Here is a 20,678-nt window from a genome sequence, read left to right as displayed (position 1 = left end):
CTTTTGCCGAAGCGCTGCGCTATTTCGCTGCCTCGATCTGGCCGCGGATCTCGCCGTCCTTGTTGGCGGCGGTGTGGACGTTGACATAATAGTTGCCAGCCGCCAGGTCGGCAGCCTGAGCGTCCGTCAGCGTTGCGGACCCCTTGATCGGGCTCTTGAGCTTGCCTTTGAACGGGATGACGGGAGCGGCATTCGCACCCATCGCCGCCGGGCCGTGAATATGCGCTGCCGTCGCCGGTCCGCTGAGGCCGGAATATTTCACGTCCCAGCTGAGCTTCTTCTTGGTGGTGTCGAATGTGAGGGTGGCGGTGCCCTTGCCCTTGGTGGTTACGGGCGGGCTCTGTTGGCTGCCGTCGAGCGTCGCCTTGTACTTCACCACCTCGGCCATGGCCGGGGATGCGAAGACGAAAGCGGTCGAAATGGCCAACGCCGAAAGCACCGGCAAGATGGAATATGTGCGCATTAAGGACCTCCGTGGCTGTCGCATGCGTCGCGGCTCCCCGTCGCGCGCATGCTCAACCGCAACGGCTGGGCGGCGCAATGTTTCCCTGCACACGGTTTTGTGACCGGAAAGCAGCAAAAGGGGCGATCGCCCGCCCCTTCAGTCGCCAGAGAGTCGTCAGACCGCCGCCAACGCCTGCGTCAGATCGGCGATCAGGTCGTCGGGATGTTCGACGCCGATCGACAGCCTGACCGTGGTCTCGAGCACGCCGATGCGCTGTCGCACGTCGAGGGGAATGCCGGAGTGGGTCATCGCCGCCGGGTGGCTGGCGAGCGACTCCGTGCCGCCGAGGCTTACCGCCAGCTTGAAGATCTGCAGGGCGTTGAGGAAGGCGAAAGCCGCCTTCTCACCGCCCTTGATGTCGAAGGAGAAGGTCGAGCCGGCGCCGCTGCATTGCGCCCTGTAAGTGCGGCCAGCTGGCGTGTCCTCGCCCAGGAACGGCAGATAATGCACCTTCTCGACCTTGGCGTGGTCACGCAGGAATTCGGCGACCAGGCGCGCATTGTCGTTGGCCCGCTCCATGCGGATCGACAGCGTCTCCAGCGAACGGCCGAGCATCCAGCAGGAATGCGGGTCGAGCTGCGTGCCGATCGCGCCGCGCAGCGCCTTGATCGGCTTGGTGACCGCCTTGCTACCCATGGCCGCGCCCGCGATCAGGTCGGAATGGCCGCCGACATATTTGGTCAGCGAATAGACCGAGACGTCGGCGCCGTGCTCGATCGGCCGCTGGAACACCGGGCCGAGCAGCGTGTTGTCGCAGACGATGATCGGCCTTGAGCCCTGCCTGGCGCCGATCTCGTCGGCGATCGTCGTGATCAGCGCAATGTCGACAAGGCTGTTGGTCGGGTTCGACGGCGTCTCGATCAGGATGACCGACACGCGCCCCTTCGCCACCGCGGCATCGGCGGCTGTGCGCACCGCTTTCTCGTCAACACCGTCGGCAAAGCCGACGGCGCCGATGCCGAATCCGGCAAGCGTGCGCGTCAACAGCGTCTCGGTGCCGCCATAGAGCGGCTGCGAATGCAGGATGACATCGCCCGGGCGGGCATAGGCGAGCAGCGTGGTGGCGATCGCCGACATGCCGGATGAAAACAGGATGCAGGCATCCGTCCCCTCATAGACCGCCAGCCGGTCCTCGACGATCTCGCTGTTGGGATGGTTGAAGCGCGAATAGACCAGACCCGACGCCGTGCCGCTCGGCGGCTCCTTGCGGCCGGACGTGTAGTCGAAGAAGTCGCGTCCCTCTTCCGCCGATTTGAACACGAAGGTCGAGGTCAGGAACACCGGCGGCTTGACCGCGCCCTCCGAAAGCTGCGGATCGAAGCCGTAGCTCAGCATCAGCGTCTCCGGATGGAGCTTGTGGTTGCCGATATGGGTTTTCGACGGACGCGGCGCGGTCATGGCTTTTCCTGCTTTTCGAGGGGTATTCCGCCGCAACTTATGCGATCCCGATCAGCCAGTCCTTGCTATTCTTGGGCTCGCATGGCTGCATGTCGGCAATAAATTGCCGCGAGAGAGCGAAAGTGCAGCAGAAGATAGCCGACGACTTCGACCTCAGGATTCTCAGGGAATTGCGGGCGGATGCCCGCATCACCAACAACGAGCTTGCCGAGCGCATCGGCCTGTCGCCGTCGCCTTGCCTCAGGCGCGTGCGGCGGCTGGAGGAGAGCGGCGTCATCAGGGGCTATACCACGCTGGTCGACCCCGCCGCCTTCGGCTGGAGCATGGTCGCCATCGCCACCATCCGGCTCAGCCGGCAGAACGAGGACGAGATCGTCATGTTCGAGGACGCGATCCGCGGCTGGGAAGAGGTGCTGGAATGCCATCTCGTCACCGGTTCGCGCGACTATGTGCTGAAGGTGGTGACGGGCAGCCTCGAACAGTATGAACGCTTCATCAAGGAGAAGATCGCGCGGCTGAAATGCGTCGCCTCGATCGAGACCAGCTTCGTCATGAACACCATAAAGGAACGGCGCCTCTGAGGGCGCCGTTCCATTTTACGTTGTGAGCATGACCTTTGCGGGATCACGCTCTGCAAGGTTTACTTGATCGCCTTGTCGGTGATGGCGGTGGTGTAGGCGCCGGTCGGCTCCTTGGTGATGATCTTCTGGTCGAGCAGCGCCTTGGCGGTGCGCTCGTAGGTCGCCGGATCGAGCTTGCCGTCGGCATTGTCGATCAGCTTGGCGACTTCGCTCATCATCCGCTTCTGGTGGTTCTCGTCCTGGCCGCCGCCGTCCATGACGATGCCGGCGGCTTCGTCATTGTTGTCGACGGCGTATTTCCAGCCCTTCATCGAGGCGCGCACGAAACGCACCATCTTGTCCTCGAAGGCCGGGTCCTTGAGCTTGTCTTCCGAGGCATAGAGCCCGTCCTCGAGCAGGTCGTTGCCCATGGCTGAGTAGTTGAACACGGTGAGCTGTTCCGGCTTGTAGCCAGCGTCGATCAGCTGCCAGTACTCGTTATAGGTCATGACCGAGATGCAATCCGCCTGCTTCTGGATCAGCGGCTGCACGTCGAAGCTCTGCTTCAGCACGGTGACGCCGTCCGGGCCGCCTTCGGTCTTGAGGCCAAGCTTGTTCATCCAGGCGTAGAACGGATACTCGTTGCCGAAGAACCAGACACCGAGCGTGTGGCCCTTGAAGTCGGCTTCGGTCTTGATCGGGCCGTCCTTCGGGCAGACCAGCTCCATGCCGGCCTTCTTGAACGGCTGGGCTATGTTGACCAGCGGCACGCCCTTTTCGCGCGCGGCCAGCGCACCACCCATCCAGTCGACGATGACGTCGGCGCCGCCGCCGGCGATCACCTGCTCGGGCGCAATGTCCGGGCCGCCCGGCTTGATGTCGACGTCGAGACCCTCGGCCTCATAGAAACCCTTGGCCTTGGCGACATAGTAGCCGGCAAACTGGGCCTGCGTGACCCATTTCAACTGCAACGTCACCTTGTCGGCGGCCATTGCCTGGAACGCGGCCAGCGACATCGCGCCGGCCAGAACGGGAATAATCAGTTTTTTCATTCTTTTACCCTCTGAAGTTAGTGCTCTTAAACCCACCGCCCCTATCCACCACGGACAGAGGGATGCCAAAACGTGACGGCTCTTTCGACAAGAGCGACCACGCCATAAAAGACCGAACCCGCAAGTGCTGCAACTGCGATTTCGGCCCAGACCATGTCGATGTTCATCCGCCCGACCTCGGTCGAGATGCGGAAGCCCATGCCGACCACGGGCGTGCCGAAGAACTCGGCGACGATGGCGCCGATCAGCGCCAGCGTCGAGTTGATCTTCAGCGCGTTGAAGATGAAGGGGGCCGCCGCCGGCAGCCTGAGCTTGACCAGCGTCGGCCAGTAACCCGACGCATAGGTACGCATCAGGTCGCGCTCCATATGGCCTGAGGCGGCCAGACCGGCGACCGTGTTCACCAGCATCGGGAAGAAGGTCATGATGATGACGACAGCCGCCTTGGACTGCCAGTCGAAGCCGAACCACATGACCATGATCGGCGCCACGCCGATGATCGGCAGCGCCGAGACCATGTTGCCGATCGGCAAGAGCCCACGCCGCAGGAACGGCACGCGGTCGGCGAGGATCGCGGTGATGAAACCGGCGCCGCTGCCGACGACATAGCCGAAGAGCACCGCCTTGAAGATGGTCTGCCGGACATCGGCGCCGAGCACCGGCAGGGAGTTGGCGATACGCACGCCAATGGCGCTGGGCGGCGGCAACAGGATGAAGGGAATGCCGGCGCCGCGCGTCACCGCTTCCCAGATGATCAGGATCCAGGCGCCGAATATAGCCGGGATGATCAGGCGCAGCGCGTTGCGGGCCAAGCCCCTCATCGGACGAAGGCTGGACAGCACCGCCACGCAGCGCCAGCCAAGCAGCCAGGCGGCCGTGAGCAGCAGGAAATACGGTGCCAGCGCCGTGCCTTCGAAGCCCGCGATGCCCGAGATCAGCAGCCAGGCGACGAGATGGGCGCCGATGAACAGCACGACCGCCTCTGCAAGCGGAGGGATCCTGATCATCGAGATCAGTGCCGCCACGATCGCCAGGCCGAGCATCAAACCCTTGGTTCCGAGATAGGGATAGTTGATGCTTGTGGTCGGGTCCGCAAGCGCTGCCGCTTCCGGCTTCGACATCGCGCCGAGGGCGATCGCTGTCAGGCAGAGCACGATCGCCAACACCGCTTGCCAGGAGGTTTTCAGCCAGTTCATGCCGGCCTCCCGCCCATGGCGCGGTCGACGAGGCGGCCGGCAATGCCGACCACCATGACCAGAAGTGCCGCCACGATGGAACCCGCGACCAGCGCCGACCAGATGTCGATGGACTGGCTGTAATAGGCGCCGGCGAGCAGCTTGGCGCCAATGCCGGCGACCGCACCGGTAGGCAGTTCGCCGACGATGGCGCCGACCAGGCTCGCCGCCACCGCCACCTTCATCGAGGTGAACAGGAACGGCACCGAGGCCGGGACACGCAATTTCCAGAAGGTCTGCGCACGGCTGGCATTGTAGGTGTGCATCAGGTCGAGATGCATGATCTCGGGCGAGCGCAGCCCCTTCACCATGCCGACGGTCACCGGGAAGAACGACAGATAGGTCGAGATCATCGCTTTCGGGATCAGGCCGGTGATGCCGATCGCCGCCAGCACGACGATGATCATCGGCGCCACCGCCAGGATCGGAATGGTCTGCGAAGCGATGATCCACGGCATCAGGCTGCGGTCGAGCGTCGCCACATGCACGATGCCGACCGCGATGATGATGCCGAGCGCGGTGCCGAAGGCAAAGCCGAGCAGCGTCGAGGACAATGTCACCCAGGCGTTGTAGACGAGGCTGCGGTTCGAATTGATGGGCCGCAGGAACGTGTTTTCGAAGAAGTTGACCGCCACCTGATGCGGCGCCGGTAGGGTCGGCTTCGGCTGCGACAGCGTCTTGCCGATGAATTCGACGGTGCCGGGCGTTTCGTTGGCACGAGTGTCCAGATCGCGCTGGAATGGCGCGTTGAGGATGACGGCCATGACGTACCAGAGCACGACCACGCCGGCCAGGATCGAGGTGACAGGGACGAGCTTGTCGCGGAAGGAGTCCATCTAGCGCTCCCCTTCTCCTCTCCCCGCCGGGGAGAGGGTGGCCGGAGCGAAGCGAAGGCCGGGTGCCTTCTTTCTCGTTGCAGCGACGTTCCTTCTCTTCGTCATCCTAGGGTCTACGCAAGCCGCTTCGCGCTTGCTCCGCCCCAGAATGACGAAAGCGTGGTGGCCCGCTCGGTCAGCCCGCTCAATCATCATAGCTGTGCCCTGCCCGCAGACCATCGCGCACGCGCGCGGCGATCGCCAGAAACTCCGGCGTTTCGCGGATGTCGAGCGGCCGCTCCTTCGGCAGTGTCGATTCGATGATGTCGCTGACACGCCCCGGGCGCGGTGACATGACCACGATGCGCGTCGAGAGGTAGACGGCTTCCGGAATGGAGTGGGTGACGAAGCAGATGGTCTTGTTGGTGCGCGCCCACAGTTGCAGCAATTGCTCGTTGAGATGGTCGCGCACAATCTCGTCCAGCGCGCCGAATGGCTCGTCCATCAACAAGAGGTCGGCGTCGAAGGCGAGCGCACGCGCGATCGAGGCGCGCTGCTGCATGCCGCCGGAAAGCTGCCAGGGGTATTTCTTCTCGAATCCCGAGAGGTTGACGAGGTCGAGCGTGCGCTTGATGCGCTCGGCCTGCTCCGCCCTGGAGAGGCCCATGATCTCCAGCGGCAGCGCGACATTGCGTTCGATCGTGCGCCACGGAAACAGCGCGGCGGCCTGGAAGACATAGCCATAGGCGCGCTTCTCGCGGGCCTGCTCCGCGGTCATGCCGTTGACCGAAATCGTCCCCGATGTCGGTTTCTCCAGGTCGGCGATGACGCGCAGCAGCGTGGTCTTGCCGCAACCCGACGGCCCGATGAAGGAGACGAATTCTCCCTTGCCGATGGTCAGGTCGACATTGGACAGCGCCTGGACCGGTCCGTCATTGGTCTGGAAGGTGAGGCCAAGTTTGCTTGCCGCGACGACGGCTGGCGAAATTCCGGTCATCGGCTGCCGCCTGCCTGTTCCCGCCCCTGCGGCGCCGTCCGGATTCCGATTGCTTTTATAGCGATGTTGTTTTCCACTCGCCCAGTCCCATTGGTCTTGTCCCACTCAAATCGACGCCCGGAGTTCCCCGATGTCGCCCAAACCCACTTGCCATCTTATCCGCCCTGAAAGCACTTATGAAGGCAAGCAGGGTTTGACCTATTTCGCCGGCATTGCCACGGAATCGGTCGGCTCCTCGGGCATCTGCATGCACGTTCTCACCATGCCGCCCGGCGCCCGCGCCAAGGCGCATCTGCACGAGAACCATGAAACGGCGATCTATGTGCTCTCCGGCGAGGTCCATACCTGGTATGGCGACCGGCTCGAGCATCACATCGTCGTCAAGGCCGGTGACCTCTTCTACATTCCTGCCGGCGTGCCGCATTTGCCGGCCAATCTGAGCAACGCCCCGTCCTCGGCCGTCATTGCCCGCACCGATCCCAACGAACAGGAAAGCGTCGTCCTGCTGCCGGAACTGGATGCGCTGGTCGCCTGAGGTCGACGGGATCGCCTTCATTTGCACCGCGCGACTTCCCCCATCACATTGCCATCTTCGTCAGCGATCGTCAGCTTCTTGGCGTTCTTGGCACTGCGCTTGATGGTGAACGTCGTCGGTGCCTGTCCGTCTTCGCCTTCCGCCTCGCATGTCGCTGTCACCACCAGCGATCCATCAGCCTGCGCCTCCGTCTTCGTGAACGTGCAGGCGCTGGCGGCGGTGATCAATTCCTTGTCGGTCAGAAGCAGCATCTGATCGGCGGCGACTTCCTGGCCGTTGCGGTTGATGCAGCCATATTTGTCGCCATAGGGTTTCGACAGATCGATGCCTGCCGCGAAAGCCTGACCGGCAGCCAAAACGATCACCATCGCAACACACAGACCAAAACCGCGCATGCCCATCCCCCCAGATTCCAATGCTCAAAACATCACGAACATGATTGCAGCGGTCCCATTTCCTCAAGGCCGGGAATGGTGACGAAGAAGCCGTCCTCTCCCTTGTTGGTGACCAGGATTGTTTCGATCGTCGTCCCCGCCTCGCCCTCGGCGGAACAGGTCGCACCAAGCGATTGCTTGCCCGGCGCCGTCGTCAATTGCTGCTCGAACCGGCAACCGCTGCCATAGGTCTCGATGCCCTCGGCGGTCAGCAGGATATAGGCATCGCTGTCCTGATAACCGGCCTTCACGCCGGCGCAGCCGACATCATTGCCCCAGGAGCCGGCCAGCACGCCGGCTGCACTTGCCGGGCCAGCGGCAACTGCTGCTAAGACCAACAATATGAGCGCGGCCGAACGCGCCAAGCCTAGACCCCCGTCGCCGGGATGCCTGACCGTTCCACCTTGCGCGGCGCGGTGATTTCCTTCCACGTCGACAGCGCGCGGTTGACCGCGGCGTTCGGCTCACGCCCGACGAACTGGCCATGGCCGGGCTTGGCCTTCACCTCTGCCTCCTCGATCGACAGTTCGCCGCGCGAGAAGACGAAGCGTGGCAGGCCGGTCACCTCGACGCCTTCGAAGACGTTATAGTCGATGACAGACTGCTGCTTCTTGGCTGCGATCGTCTTCTTGCGCTTCGGATCCCAGACAATGATGTCGGCGTCGGCACCTTCGACGATGGCGCCCTTCCTGGGGTACATGTTGAGTATCTTGGCGATGTTGGTCGAGGTCACCGCGACGAACTCGTTCATCGTCAGCCGCCCGGTGTTGACGCCCTTGGTCCACAGCACCGGCAAACGGTCCTCGAGGCCACCGGTGCCGTTCGGTATCTTGGTGAAATCGCCGACGCCGAAGCGCTTCTGCTTGGTGGTGAAGGCGCAATGGTCGGTCGCCACCACGTGCAGCGACCCGGCCTGCAGGCCGGCCCACAGCGAGTCCTGGTGCAATCTGTTACGGAAGGGCGGGCTCATCACGCGCCGCGCCGCATGGTCCCAGTCCTTGTCGAAATACTCGCTCTCGTCCAGCGTCAGGTGCTGGATCAGCGGCTCGCCGAACACGCGCATGCCCTTCTGGCGCGCCCGGCGGATGGCCTCATGGCTCTGCTCGCAGGAGACATGCACGACATAGAGCGGCACACCGGCCATGTCGGCGATCATGATGGCGCGGTTGGTCGCCTCGCCTTCCACTTCCGGCGGGCGCGAATAGGCATGGCCCTCGGGTCCATTGTTGCCGGCGGCCAGCAGCTTCTGCGACAGGGCTGCAACCACGTCGCCATTTTCGGCATGCACCAGCGGCAGCGCGCCAAGGTCGGCGCAGCGCTGGAACGACGCATACATCTCGTCGTCATCCACCATCAGCGCGCCCTTGTAGGCCATGAAGTGCTTGAACGAGGTGATGCCCTTGTCGACGACGGTCGCCATCTCGTCGAACACCTGCTTGCCCCACCAGGTGATCGCCATGTGGAAGGAGTAGTCGCACGACGCCTTGGAGGTCTTGTTGTCCCACATCTGCAAGGCCTCCAGCAGCGATTGCTGCGGCGCCGGCAGGCAGAAATCGACGACCATCGTGGTGCCGCCGGCAAGGGCCGCGCGCGTGCCGGACTCGAAATCATCGGCCGAATAGGTGCCCATGAAAGGCATTTCGAGATGAGTATGCGGGTCGATGCCGCCCGGCATCACATAGCAGCCCGTGGCGTCGTACTCATGGTCGCCATGCAGGTCGGAACCGATGGCGACGATCTTGCCGTGGCTGAACAGCACGTCGGCCTTCCAGCTGCGGTCAGCGGTGACGACGGTGCCGTTCTTGATGACTTTGGTCATTTTCTTGTTCCCTTGTTTCGGTTGCGCTTCTTGTGAGCGCTTTGCTCGATTCAGATCGGTTCAGGAGCGAGGAGCCTTGCCGTTACATGACTCCCACGTCCCGCAATATCTCCTCGATGCAACCATCGAAAGAATTCGCCAAGTCTCCCGTGGAAAATCGCAGCACACGATAGCCCTCTCGGCCAAACCATGCATCGCGTATTCGATCCTTCTCCATTCCCGCCGGCGTAAAGTGATGCTCTCCGTCCACCTCGATGACGAGGTTCTTTTCATGAAGAACGAAGTCCACAATGTAAGGTCCGATCGGCGCCTGCTTCCTCACATGTAGACCGTAAAGCCGACGGAACTCCTTCAACTCGGACCAGAGCTTGCGCTCGCCTTCCGTCATGTTCCGTCGCAGGGCTCTGGCCCGCTTGATGGCTGCCGGATCGATAGAGGTCGGTGCCAAGAGTACCCACACCCTCAATCCCTCCCGGGGAGGAAGGCTTGCGCTCTCACAGTCCAATCGTCAAAGCCAGCCGCCAAAGACAATGGCGCCGGCAATACTGGTCCCACACCCGATTGTGGCAGGTCCATCGCAAATGAGATTCCTACGAAGAGGACCCCCACCCTAACCCTCCCCACAAGGGGGAGGGAATGCTGCCGCCCGCCTCACATTCAGTATTGAACTCTGGTAGTTAGCCGAGTTCAGCGCCTGCGGGAGTCCCCCTCCCCCTTGTGGGGAGGGGTTAGGGGTGGGGGTACAGCGCCGACCTCTCACGCAACGATCTCCGCCGTCTCCACCACCGCGTGGAACAGCACGTCGGCGCCGGCAGAAGCCCATTCCTTGGTGATCTCCTCGGCCTCGTTGTGGCTAAGCCCATCGACGCAGGGGCACATCACCATGGCGGTCGGCGCGACGCGGTTGATCCAGCAGGCATCGTGGCCGGCACCCGAGACGATGTTGCGGTGGGTGTAGCCAAGCCGTTCGGCGGCATCGCGGATGGCCTTCACGCAGCCGGCATCGAAAGTGACCGGATCGAAATGGCCGACCTGCTCGACCTTGTACTGGATATCCAGCGCCTCGCAGATCGTGTCGATGCCTTCGCGGATGCGGCCGTCCATCGCATCCAGCACTTCCTTCTCGGGCGAGCGTATGTCGATGGTGAAGACGGTGCGGCCGGCGATGATGTTGCGCGAATTGGGATAGACCTCCATGTGGCCGACCGCGCCGACAGCGTCGGGCTGGTAGTCAATGGCGATCTCGTGCACCAGTTCGATCACCCGTGCCATGCCGAGCCCGGCATTGCGGCGCTTGGGCATCGGCGTCGAGCCGGTATGCGCCTCTTTGCCGGTCAGCGTCACCTGCAGCCATTTCAGCCCCTGCCCATGGGTGACGACGCCGATGTCGATGTCTTCGTCCTCGAGGATCGGGCCCTGCTCGATATGCAGTTCGAAGAAGGCGTGGATCTTGCGATCACCGACCTTCTCGGTGCCCTTCCAGCCGATGCGCTCCAGCTCCTCGCCGAATTTCTTGCCGTTCTTGTCCGTGTGCTCATAGACATCGGCCTGATCGAGCACACCGGCGAACACGCCCGACGCCATCATCGCCGGTGCGAAACGCGAGCCTTCCTCGTTGGTCCAGTTGGTGACGACGATCGGATGTTTTGTCTTGATGCCGAGATCGTTGAGCGAGCGCACGATCTCTAGGCCGCCGAGGACGCCGAGCACGCCGTCATATTTGCCGCCTGTCGGCTGCGTGTCGAGATGGCTGCCGACATAGACCGGCGGCAGGCTGGGATCGGTGCCCTCGCGGCGGGCAAACATGGTGCCCATCTCGTCGAGGCCCATTTCGAGCCCGGCGGCCTCGCACCAGCGCTTGAACAGATGCCGGCCTTCGCTGTCTTCGTCGGTCACGGTCTGGCGATTGTTGCCGCCGGCAATGCCGGGGCCGATCTTCGCCATCTCCATCAGCGAATCCCACAAACGGTCTGAATTGATTCGCAGATTCTCGCCGGGTGCGGCCATTCAAAATCCTTCCATTTCATGCTCTGGGCGGGTGGCGGTTCCCATCGCCACCCGCCCAGATAAAAGCAAGTCTAGTCTATCGACCGCAGCACTTCACGCACATGGTCGATCAGTTCGTTGATCTGGCCCTTGGTGATGATCAGCGGCGGCGACAGCGCGATGATGTCGCCGGTGGTGCGGATCAGCGCGCCGCGTTCGAACGCCTTGACGAAGGCCGAGAAGGCGCGCTTGGTCGGGCTGCCGGCAATGGGCGCCAGTTCGATCGCGCCGATCAGGCCGATGTTCCTGATGTCGATGACATGCGGCTCGCCCTTCAGCGAGTGCAGCGCGTCTTCCCAATAAGGCGCCAGTTCCTCGCCGCGGGTAAGCAGGCCTTCTTCCTTGTAGGTGTCGAGCGTGCCGAGTGCGGCCGCACACGCGATCGGATTGCCCGAATAGGTGTAGCCGTGGAAGAACTCGATCATGTGCTCGGGGCCGGTCATGAAGGCGTCGTGGATTTCCTTCTTCACGAACACCGCGCCCATCGGGATGACGCCGTTGGAGACGCCCTTGGCGGTGGTCATGATATCGGGAACCACGCCGAAATAGTCCGCCGCGAACGGTGCCCCAAGACGGCCGAAACCGGTAATGACCTCGTCGAAGATCAACAGGATGCCGTGCTTGGTGCAGATTTCGCGCAGCTTCTGCAGATAGCCCTTGGGCGGCAGGATGACGCCGGTGGAGCCGGCGACCGGCTCGACGATGACGGCGGCGATGGTCGAGGCGTCATGCAGCGCGACGATGCGTTCCAGCTCGTTGGCGAGTTCCGCGCCATGCTCCGGCACGCCCTTGGAGAAGGCGTTCTTTTCCGGCAGATGCGTGTGCGGCATGTGGTCGACACCGCCGAGCAGCGTGCCGAACATCTTGCGGTTGGTGACGATGCCGCCGACCGAGATGCCGCCGAAATTGACACCGTGATAGCCGCGCTCGCGGCCGATCAGGCGGGTGCGCGAGCCCTCGCCCTTCACGCGGTGATAGGCGATCGCCATCTTCAGCGCGGTCTCGACCGATTCCGAACCGGAATTGGTGAAGAACACGTGGTCCATGCCCTTGGGCGCGATGTCGACCAGGCGGTTGGCCAGTTCGAACACGATCGGATGGCCCATCTGGAAGGCGGGCGCATAATCGAGTTCGGCGGCCTGGTGCTGGATCGCTTCGGTGATCTTCGGCCGGCAGTGGCCGGCATTGACGCACCACAGGCCGGCGGTGCCGTCCAGCACCTTGCGGCCGTCGCTGGTGGTGTAATGCATGTCCTTGGCGGACACGAACATGCGTGGCGCCTGCTTGAACTGCCGGTTTGCCGTGAACGGCATCCAGAATGCACTGAGATCGTTCGGCGTGACTTTCAGCCGGTTGGACATGACCAAGACTTCCCCTTGTAACCTGTTTCGGTGCGTCCAACGCTTGGTCTTTGCGCCATTTTCATGCTACGCAAATTTTTGACCGATTGGACAAACGTTAGCACCGCCCTGTCGGCGGTCAAGGGATTACTAGCGGAAATGCGGCTCCTGAAGTGCGTTCCACAGCCTGGGGAAAAACTGGTCCAGAGAATTGGTCCAGATGACCTTGAACGCGAGATTTGGCAATGCAAGGGTCCGCAACGGTGAACACCGGCACGGAAGCCCCCCGCCGCACCCGCATCCAGCAGGAAAAGCGCGAGGTCATCCTGGAGGCCGCGCTCGAGGTGTTCTCCACCAACGGCTTCCGCGGCTCGACCATAGACCAGATCGCCGAAGCCGCCGGCATGTCGAAGCCGAACCTGCTCTATTACTTCCGCCGCAAGGAAGACATTCATGAGACTTTGATGCAGCGCCTGCTCGACACCTGGCTGGCGCCGTTGCGTGAGCTCGACGACATCGGCGATCCCATGACCGAGCTCAGGAGCTACATCAGGCGCAAGCTCGAAATGGCGCGCGATTTTCCGCGCGAGAGCCGGCTGTTCGCCAACGAGATCCTGCAAGGCGCGCCGCGCATCATGCCGCTGCTGGCCGGTGAATTGAAGACGCTGGTCGACGAGAAGGCATCTGTCATCAAGGGCTGGATGCGTGCCGGCAAGATCGCCAAGACCGACCCCTGGCACCTGATCTTCTCGATCTGGGCGACGACGCAGCACTATGCCGATTTCGACGTCCAGGTCCGCGCGGTGCTGGGACCGAACCGCGGCGGCGACGGCCGCTTCGAGGACGCGGCGCGGTTTCTGGAGCAGTTGTTTCTCGAGGGGCTGAAACCGAAGGGGTAGCGCCTCGTCGACCGTGGAGATTGGCCGAGACGCCCATCACTTCGTCATCCACGGGCGGAGCAAGGAGCGTAGCGACGCGGCGCAGACCCGAGGATCCATGCCGGGACTCCAATGCGCGTCGCCACGGTCCAGAATTCTGCACCGCTGCACCCGTTGTTCAAGGTCACGGAATGGATCCCAGGGTCTCCGCGACGCCGCTTCGCGGCTGCTCCGCCCAGGGATGACGAAGCGGAGGGCTGCGGCCACCGTCGTCAGGCGCTGCGCCGCTCGGCCGGTAGCGCATCCAGCAACGCCTGAAGCTTGGCGATCGAGTTCTGCTCGCCGAGCGGCGTGTAGACGATCAGTTTCATGTCCGAGCCGTCATCGATCGACAGGCTCATATGCTCGAACACCATCGGGCCGGCCGTGGGGTGGCGCAGGTGCTTCATGCCGGACAGGCGGTGCACGACGTCGCGCTGCGGCCACCATTCCCGGAACTCCGGACTTGAGCGCATCATCAGCGCGATCAGCCGCTCGAAATCCGGATCGCCAACGTACTTTGCGCTTTCGGCACGGAACGCGGCGAGAGTAGCGCGGGCCACCTGCTCCCAGTCGACCAGCAGATGCCGCCGGTGCGGATCGGTAAAAACGCCATGGATGATATTGCGGGCATCCCCCTCCAACAGGCCGTAATCGCCGAAAATGGCAACAGCCCCGTCATTCCAGGCCATCACGTCCCAGCGCGGGCCGACGACATAGGCGGGCTGCAGGACCAGGCTCTGCAGCATGTGCAGCAAGGGCCCGTCGACCTTCACCGGCACGATGCGCCGCCGCTCTGGCTGCTGGCGGCCGGCAAGCGTGAACAGATGCCGCTTCTCAGCCGGGTCCAGCCGCAGCGCCTCGCTGAGCGCCGTCAGCACCTCCACCGAAGGGCGTACGTCCCTGCCCTGCTCCAGCCAGGTGTACCAAGTGGTGCCGACACCGGCGATCATCGCCACCTCTTCGCGGCGCAGGCCCGGCGTGCGCCGCCTGAGGCCGGTCGCGATACCGGTTGCCGAGGGCGTCAGCCTCTCGCGTCGCGAGCGCAGGAAAGCGCCGAGTTCGCGCCGGCGGCTGTCTTCAGCGGAATGAGAGGGAGCATCCATGACGCTTATTATAGCAGTATTGATACCAGGATAAAGTTTGAACTGTTTGAGGCCTGCCGGATGTCCCATCTTCGGCTCGGAGCGGCGAAATGGAGGCTCCGGACATGGACCTGAAAGACAAGACAATCCTCATCACCGGCTCGACCGATGGCGTCGGCCGCGTCGTTGCGCAAAGACTGGGCACTGCCGGCGCACGCGTGCTGGTGCACGGCCGCGATGCCACGCGCGGCAAGGCCGTGGTCGCCGAAATCGAGACCGCCGGCGGCAGAGCCGACTTCCTGGCCGCCGACCTCGCCTCACTGGCCGAGATTCGCCGCCTCGCCGAGGCCGTGCGCGCCCAAACGGATCGGCTCCACATCCTCATCAACAATGCCGGCATCGGCACTGCCGGTGCCAAGCGGCAAGTCAGCGCCGACGGTTACGAACTGCGTTTCGCGGTCAACTATCTCGCCGGCTTCCTGCTGACCTTTGACCTTCTGCCGCTGCTGAAGGCGAGTGCGCCGGCGCGCATCGTCAATGTCGCTTCAGCCGGCCAGCAGGCAATCGACTTCGGCGATGTAATGTTGGCCGACGGCTATAGCGGCGTGCGCGCCTACTGCCAGAGCAAGCTGGCGCAGATCCTGTTCACCGTCGATCTGGCGGAAGAGCTGAAAGGCACCGGCGTCACCGCCAACGCGCTGCATCCGGCGAGCTACATGAACACCACCATGGTCCGGCGGGCGGGCGTGACGCCATGGAGTTCGGTCGAAACCGGCGCCGACGCGATCGTCAACCTCGCTACCTCGTCCGCGCTCGAAGGACGCAGCGGCCTCTATTTCGACGGCCTGCGCGAATCCCGCGCCGACGCCCGGGCCTACGACGCCAGGGCAAGACAACAATTGCGCAGCCTGAGCCTCGACCTTGTCGGGCTGGCAACAGCGAAGGAGGAACATTCATGACCGACAGGACAGAACACACAGTCATCATCGGCGGCTCATCCGGCATCGGCCTGGCGACCGCGCGCAAGCTGATTGGGCCGGGCATGAAGGTAACGATCACCGGGCGCAACCAGGACAAGCTCAACGGCGCCTGGAAGAGCCTTGGCGGCGCTGCGGAAAAGGCCGCGTTCGACGCTTCGAAGCCGGATGAAGTGCGTCACTTCTTCAAGCGCCTCGGCCCGTTCGACCATCTTGTTCTGGCCGCGAGCGGCGGCAAGGGCCTTGGTCCCTTCGAGACCCTCGACCTTGCCGACATCGGCAGTGGCGTCGAGGAGAAGGTGCGGCCGCAACTGTCGTGCCTGCAGACAGCCCTGCCGACGCTCAGCAAGACCGGATCTGTCACCTTCATATCGGCGGTATCGGCTCAGGTCGCCATGCCAGGCATCGCCGGCATCGGCGCCATCAACGGCATGCTGTTGACCGTGGCGCCGATCCTGGCGGTGGAGTTGAAACCCTTGCGCGTCAACGTCGTGGCGCCCGGTGTCATCGACACGCCATGGTGGGACTTCTTGCCCGACGAGCAGCGGCAGGCGGTCTTTGCCGAATATGCCGGCAAGACGCCGGTGGGGCGGGTTGGCCGTGCCGAGGATGTCGCCTCGGCGATAGCCTTCCTCGTCTCCAACGGTTTCATGACCGGCCAGGTTCTGACCTGCGACGGTGGTCTGCGGTTCGCGGCATAGGCGGCAGGTCAAATGCCGGTACGGCAGCAATCACATGAAGCCGGGATTCCGGGGCAGATACTGGGACCAGTCGCCCAGATCTCGCGTTGACATCAGGACCATGGGGAGCGTGATGCGCATCCCATGGTCGACGGCGGTACTTAGAACCCTGTCCACCGTGCCGGGGAGGAAAGCCGACACCGACGAAGACTGTGTTTGCGCCGCCAGGCTCAGTGCGGTCCTGAAGGCCGCGTCAAGACTATCGGGGTCCATGACGGCAAGCGGTCCGATGTGACCGTTGGTACCGATATAGGCGTAGCCGACGCAGTCACCCCCATCGTAGAGACCGACACCAGCCGTCGCGTCGTCATTGATCAGATATCGGTGATGTTTCTCGCGAGAGACGCCTAGGGCCCGGCTGTCGATCCGGGCAAGATCGCGCAAATGCGAGGCTGTTTCCTTGAGCGGCAGGCATCGAAGCGGCGCATCCCGCAATCGACCTGTCAGGACATCCCTGGCGACGCCCAGATTGTAGATCGGAAACCGCGGGAACAATCCGTGCCTGATATAGAGACCCTGCGACACCGTATTGAAACTGAAGGTGATCAATGCCTTGCTGGTGGCACCGGATTGCCGGGCATGGTCGAGCGTTCGTTTCAGCAGTTCGTTGCCTATCCCGCTGCCCTGACGACCCGGGGATACGAACAGCTGGGCAAGAAACCACAGATCGCCGCAAACCCAGCTCCAGGCAAAGCCAAGGATTTCGTCGGCGTCTTGCGCCACCCACAAGCCACCGGCATCGTCCTTCAGCGAAAACGATTGGAAATTTGTAGGGCGCGAAACAGCCATGGGTCCAAAGCCATGGCGCTCGGTAAGTTCGTTGATGCTGGCAACGACAAGCTCATCAGCCCGTTCCAGATCTTGCGCGCGGGCAGGTCGGTAGACGACTGACATGGCCACCTCTAGGCAAGAAGCCGCCGGTACAGGTTAGAATGTCCGGTGCCGAAGTCAAACAGCGCCTGCCCGGCCCTGCCTTGTCCCTAAAGCGACTGCGCGATCAGCGCCAGGAAACCGCCCGTCAGCGCGACATTGCCGACGACGCCGTTGATGCGTGCCGCGCGGTCCGGGCCCTGATGGTCCCAGAAATTGTGGAACATCGGTGTCGCGACGACCAGGAACACCACCAGCACCGCGCAGGCAATCGCGGTCCAGAGACCAGCCATCACCAAGGCGCCGGCAAATGATCTGGAGCACAATGCCGGCCCACAAGGCCAGCCGCGCCCGTGGCACGCCGCGCGCGGTCATCAGCCCTGTCAGGAAAGCCGCGTTCTGGATGTTGCGCAGGCCGGCGAAGACGAAGGCGCCGCCGAGCAACAGGCGGCCGAGAAACAACAGGGTCGAAGGCAAATCGACAGGCATCAAACGCCCCTTTGAAACTGTTGGAAACGACGCCGCCTCGGCGGCGCTCCCATGGCGCCAGAAAATCAGGCTGCCTTGGCGGCCGGCATCGGATGAATGGCGTGGAACGGGATGCAAAGCCGGTTCCAGGTGTTGATCATGCCGAGCGCAACCGACAGCTTGACCAGCTCCTCGTCCGAGAAATGCTCAAGCGTGCGGGCATAAAGTTCGTCAGAGACCCCATTGTCGGCGATCAGGGTCACCGCTTCGGTCCAGGCGAAGGCGGCGCGCTCACGTTCGGAAAACAGCGGCGATTCCTTCCAGGCCGCGACGAGGTAGAGCCGTTGCTCGGTTTCTCCGTCGCGCCTCGCCTCGCGGCTGTGCATCTCGACACAGTAGGAGCAGCCATTGATCTGCGAGGCCCTGAGCTTGATCAGGTGCAGCAGGCTCACCTCCAGCCCGCATTCGTCGACCGCCTTGTTGAGCGCCGACACCGCCTTCATGATCTCGGGCGCCTTGGCGAAGAATTGCATCCTCTGTTTCATCTTGATGTCCTTTCATATCTGCTTTGGATCTTGCGGGGTGGAACTGGATTTCTGCGGCCGTTGATGACGCGCGACGAAGGCGCAGCTCGCGGCGAATGATCTGGGATCCCCTTCCGCCGCGTAGTCCGCCACGATGTCGGACAGCTTCGTCTCGGCGAGCGCTGCCCGATAGGCGCGCTCGGCTTTCAGCATCGCGGCATTGATGCCGCAGGGTTTGACATAGGCCGAGGCGTCGAGCTTGACTGGACCGTTGCGGCGGATCTCGCCGCAGCGAAAGGCCGGTTCACGCCCCTCGATGGCCAGCACGATGTCGAGCAGCGTGATGCTCTCCGCCGGCCGCGCCAGCCGGTAGCCGCCCGCCGGACCCGATACCGATTCCAGGATGCGCGCCGCGCACAGCATGTTGAGATGTTTCAGCAGATAGCTCGGCGACAGCCCAAAGGACTCGGCAAGCGCAGCACCCGGCATTGTGCTGTTTCCGTCTACGCTAGCCAGCGTGGCCGCACAGTGGATAGCCGCCTCAACGCCCTCGCCAAGCTTCATGATGCCGATCTCCGATTCATGGATATCTTTTATCGTGGATAATTTTTATCCGCAATAGAGAAATGCTGAAATTCACACGTTCGCGATGGCTTCACAGAACTTGGGTTCCTCGCACCCCGTTTCATGCAACGGCATGCACACTTCCGAGCGGTTGGTCTTTGGCGCGTGCATGGCAGCTTGGCGCATGCATTGTCTTGTGTTGCGCTGGTCGACCCCCACTCCGTCTCGGCTTCGCCGAGCCACCTCTCCCCCGATCGACGGGGGAGAGGAAAGGCGCGCCAGGCTTCTTTCCGTCAACGCTCGTCCAGCCAAGCTCCCTTCCTTTCCCTCCGGAGGGGGAAGGTGGCGCTGCGAAGCAGCGACGGATTGGGGGAACCACGTGGCAATCAAGCCTCGGGCTGACCAGTCGCGCAAGTCACAGAAGATGTGTGCATAGCCCAGTCATTTCACGGGGCGAGGAACGCAAGTTCTGTGAAGGCAGCCCTACTCCGCCGCCACCTTGGCCATCGGATTGTTCGGGTGCGTCGTCCAGTTGGCGTAGATTGGCGACACCGGCTTGCCGGTACGTTCATCCATGGCGCCGGCGGCCAGCGGCTCCATGGTGATGCAATTGTCGACGGGGCAGACATTGACGCACAGATTGCAGCCGACGCACTCGGCCTCGATCACCTCGAAATGCCTGACACCGTTGACCATGTTGGTGATCGCCTGGTGCGAGGTGTCCTCGCAGGCGATGTGGCAGCGGCCGCATTTGATGCAGGCATCCTGGTCGATATGTGCCTTGGCGACATAGTTGAGGTTGAGATACTGCCAGTCGGTGACGTTGGGCGTGGCGCGGCCGATGACGTCGTCGAGCGATCGGTGGCCCTTCTCGTCCATCCAGTTCTCGAGGCCGGCGATCATCTCCTGCACGATCTTGAAGCCATAGGTCATGGCCGCCGTGCACACCTGCACATTGCCGGCGCCGAGCGCCAGGAATTCGGCGGCGTCGCGCCAGGTGGTGATGCCGCCAATGCCGGAGATCGGCAGGCCGCGGGTCTCGGGATCGCGCGCGATTTCGGCCACCATGTTCATGGCGATGGGCTTCACCGCCGGGCCGCAATAGCCGCCATGCGAGCCCTTGCCGTCGATGGTTGGCATCGGCGCGAAGCTGTCGAGATCGACACCGGTGATCGAATTGATGGTGTTGATCAGCGACACCGCGTCGGTGCCGCCGGCATGTGCTGCCCGCGCGGGCTTGCGGATATCCGTGATATTGGGCGTCAGCTTGGTGATGACGGGCATGCGCGTGTACTGCTTGCACCAGCGCACTACCATTTCGATATATTCCGGCACCTGGCCGACGGCGGCGCCCATGCCGCGCTCCGACATGCCGTGCGGGCAGCCGAAATTGAGCTCGATGCCGTCGGCGCCGGTCTCCTCGACCAGCGGCAGGATGGCTTTCCAGCTCGCCTCTTCGCAGGGAACCATGATCGAGGCGATCAGCGCACGATCAGGCCAATCCATCTTGACCTGCTTCATCTCGCGCAGATTGGTCTGCAGGTCGCGGTCGGTGATCAGTTCGATGTTGTTGAGGCCGAGCAGGCGACGGTCGGCGCCCCAGATCGCGCCATAGCGCGGACCGTTGACGTTGACGACCGGCGGCCCTTCCTCGCCCAGCGTCTTCCAGACCACGCCGCCCCACCCCGCCTTGAAGGCGCGGATGACGTTGTAGGCCTTGTCGGTCGGCGGCGCCGAGGCCAGCCAGAACGGATTTGGCGATTTGATGCCGACGAAATTGTTTCTGATGTCTGCCAT

General features: G+C 63.1%; 22 protein-coding genes and 1 pseudogene. 5 read left to right on the top strand and 18 right to left on the bottom strand.

Going from position 1 to position 20,678, the window contains the following annotated elements; all coding sequences use genetic code 11:
- Positions 1–19 precede the first annotated feature (19 nt).
- Positions 20–463 carry a CHRD domain-containing protein gene (locus AC07UC_RS17525; protein ID WP_140775757.1) on the bottom strand — a complete coding sequence of 148 codons (444 nt, stop codon included), beginning with the start codon at positions 461–463 and terminating at the stop codon, positions 20–22.
- A gap of 156 nt (positions 464–619) precedes the next feature.
- A complete protein-coding gene (locus AC07UC_RS17520) occupies positions 620–1,903 on the bottom strand; it encodes a cystathionine gamma-synthase family protein (protein ID WP_202326952.1) in 1,284 nt (427 codons plus the stop codon).
- Positions 1,904–2,025: 122 nt separating this feature from the next.
- Here AC07UC_RS17520 and AC07UC_RS17515 point away from each other — a divergent pair, with 122 nt between their 5' ends.
- Positions 2,026–2,484, top strand: coding sequence for an Lrp/AsnC family transcriptional regulator (locus AC07UC_RS17515; protein ID WP_494906865.1), 459 nt, complete (start codon positions 2,026–2,028; stop codon positions 2,482–2,484).
- A gap of 59 nt (positions 2,485–2,543) precedes the next feature.
- Here the strand turns inward: AC07UC_RS17515 and AC07UC_RS17510 are convergent, their stop codons facing one another.
- From AC07UC_RS17510 to AC07UC_RS17495, 4 genes are all read right to left on the bottom strand, one after another.
- Positions 2,544–3,515 (bottom strand): ABC transporter substrate-binding protein, encoded by a 972-nt coding sequence (locus tag AC07UC_RS17510; protein WP_140775754.1) that lies wholly within the window; start codon positions 3,513–3,515, stop codon positions 2,544–2,546.
- A 41-nt stretch (positions 3,516–3,556) separates the two neighbouring features.
- Positions 3,557–4,711, bottom strand: coding sequence for an ABC transporter permease (locus AC07UC_RS17505; protein ID WP_494906864.1), 1,155 nt, complete (start codon positions 4,709–4,711; stop codon positions 3,557–3,559).
- On the bottom strand, positions 4,708–5,586 hold the full coding sequence (locus AC07UC_RS17500) for an ABC transporter permease (protein WP_494906863.1): 879 nt from the start codon (positions 5,584–5,586) through the stop codon (positions 4,708–4,710). The genes AC07UC_RS17505 and AC07UC_RS17500 overlap by 4 nt, the downstream gene beginning before the upstream one ends.
- A gap of 184 nt (positions 5,587–5,770) precedes the next feature.
- Entirely contained in the window at positions 5,771–6,562 is a 792-nt protein-coding gene (locus AC07UC_RS17495) for an ABC transporter ATP-binding protein (protein ID WP_056571950.1), read from the bottom strand.
- A gap of 130 nt (positions 6,563–6,692) precedes the next feature.
- Between AC07UC_RS17495 and AC07UC_RS17490 the strand changes: the two genes are divergently transcribed.
- Entirely contained in the window at positions 6,693–7,097 is a 405-nt protein-coding gene (locus AC07UC_RS17490) for a cupin domain-containing protein (protein WP_015317160.1), read from the top strand.
- Positions 7,098–7,114: 17 nt separating this feature from the next.
- On the opposite strand, the gene AC07UC_RS17485 is transcribed toward AC07UC_RS17490, so the two are convergent.
- The 6 genes from AC07UC_RS17485 to aptA all read right to left on the bottom strand — a co-directional run bounded on the left by AC07UC_RS17485 (position 7,115) and on the right by aptA (position 12,757).
- A complete protein-coding gene (locus AC07UC_RS17485; protein ID WP_202326945.1) occupies positions 7,115–7,492 on the bottom strand; it encodes a hypothetical protein in 378 nt (125 codons plus the stop codon).
- Between the two features lie 32 nt (positions 7,493–7,524).
- Positions 7,525–7,869 (bottom strand): hypothetical protein, encoded by a 345-nt coding sequence (locus tag AC07UC_RS17480; protein WP_494906862.1) that lies wholly within the window; start codon positions 7,867–7,869, stop codon positions 7,525–7,527.
- A gap of 29 nt (positions 7,870–7,898) precedes the next feature.
- Entirely contained in the window at positions 7,899–9,350 is a 1,452-nt protein-coding gene (gene hydA, locus AC07UC_RS17475) for a dihydropyrimidinase (RefSeq protein ID WP_494906861.1), read from the bottom strand.
- Positions 9,351–9,432: 82 nt separating this feature from the next.
- Positions 9,433–9,810 carry an endonuclease domain-containing protein gene (locus tag AC07UC_RS17470; protein ID WP_494906860.1) on the bottom strand — a complete coding sequence of 126 codons (378 nt, stop codon included), beginning with the start codon at positions 9,808–9,810 and terminating at the stop codon, positions 9,433–9,435.
- Positions 9,811–10,106: 296 nt separating this feature from the next.
- Positions 10,107–11,357, bottom strand: a complete 1,251-nt coding sequence (locus tag AC07UC_RS17465) for a Zn-dependent hydrolase (protein WP_494906859.1) — start codon at positions 11,355–11,357, stop codon at positions 10,107–10,109.
- A gap of 71 nt (positions 11,358–11,428) precedes the next feature.
- A complete protein-coding gene (gene aptA / locus AC07UC_RS17460; protein WP_140775746.1) occupies positions 11,429–12,757 on the bottom strand; it encodes an omega-aminotransferase AptA in 1,329 nt (442 codons plus the stop codon).
- 224 nt (positions 12,758–12,981) lie between these two features.
- On the opposite strand from aptA, the gene AC07UC_RS17455 reads away from it, so the two are divergent.
- Positions 12,982–13,635, top strand: a complete 654-nt coding sequence (locus tag AC07UC_RS17455) for a TetR family transcriptional regulator C-terminal domain-containing protein (RefSeq protein WP_244735481.1) — start codon at positions 12,982–12,984, stop codon at positions 13,633–13,635.
- A 251-nt stretch (positions 13,636–13,886) separates the two neighbouring features.
- On the opposite strand, the gene AC07UC_RS17450 is transcribed toward AC07UC_RS17455, so the two are convergent.
- Positions 13,887–14,759, bottom strand: coding sequence for a helix-turn-helix transcriptional regulator (locus AC07UC_RS17450; protein ID WP_494906858.1), 873 nt, complete (start codon positions 14,757–14,759; stop codon positions 13,887–13,889).
- Between the two features lie 104 nt (positions 14,760–14,863).
- On the opposite strand from AC07UC_RS17450, the gene AC07UC_RS17445 reads away from it, so the two are divergent.
- Together AC07UC_RS17445 and AC07UC_RS17440 are read left to right on the top strand one after the other, a co-directional pair.
- Positions 14,864–15,697, top strand: a complete 834-nt coding sequence (locus AC07UC_RS17445; RefSeq protein WP_494906857.1) for an SDR family NAD(P)-dependent oxidoreductase — start codon at positions 14,864–14,866, stop codon at positions 15,695–15,697.
- Positions 15,694–16,416, top strand: coding sequence for an SDR family oxidoreductase (locus AC07UC_RS17440; protein ID WP_494906856.1), 723 nt, complete (start codon positions 15,694–15,696; stop codon positions 16,414–16,416). The genes AC07UC_RS17445 and AC07UC_RS17440 overlap by 4 nt, the downstream gene beginning before the upstream one ends.
- A gap of 30 nt (positions 16,417–16,446) precedes the next feature.
- On the opposite strand, the gene AC07UC_RS17435 is transcribed toward AC07UC_RS17440, so the two are convergent.
- The 5 genes and pseudogenes from AC07UC_RS17435 to preA all read right to left on the bottom strand — a co-directional run bounded on the left by AC07UC_RS17435 (position 16,447) and on the right by preA (position 20,678).
- Complete coding sequence (locus AC07UC_RS17435; RefSeq protein ID WP_494906855.1) at positions 16,447–17,349, bottom strand: GNAT family N-acetyltransferase; 903 nt, start codon at positions 17,347–17,349, stop codon at positions 16,447–16,449.
- Between the two features lie 86 nt (positions 17,350–17,435).
- Positions 17,436–17,814: pseudogene (locus AC07UC_RS17430) on the bottom strand (DoxX family protein).
- A 65-nt stretch (positions 17,815–17,879) separates the two neighbouring features.
- A complete protein-coding gene (locus tag AC07UC_RS17425; protein WP_202326937.1) occupies positions 17,880–18,338 on the bottom strand; it encodes a carboxymuconolactone decarboxylase family protein in 459 nt (152 codons plus the stop codon).
- Between the two features lie 12 nt (positions 18,339–18,350).
- Complete coding sequence (locus tag AC07UC_RS17420) at positions 18,351–18,881, bottom strand: RrF2 family transcriptional regulator (protein ID WP_202326933.1); 531 nt, start codon at positions 18,879–18,881, stop codon at positions 18,351–18,353.
- A gap of 483 nt (positions 18,882–19,364) precedes the next feature.
- Positions 19,365–20,678 carry an NAD-dependent dihydropyrimidine dehydrogenase subunit PreA gene (gene preA, locus AC07UC_RS17415; RefSeq protein WP_140775739.1) on the bottom strand — a complete coding sequence of 438 codons (1,314 nt, stop codon included), beginning with the start codon at positions 20,676–20,678 and terminating at the stop codon, positions 19,365–19,367.

This window comes from Mesorhizobium sp. GW821-FHT04C10 (genome assembly GCF_059420305.1).
Note: the sequence above shows the minus strand (reverse complement) of the source record. Positions and strands in the feature narration are given on the sequence as shown.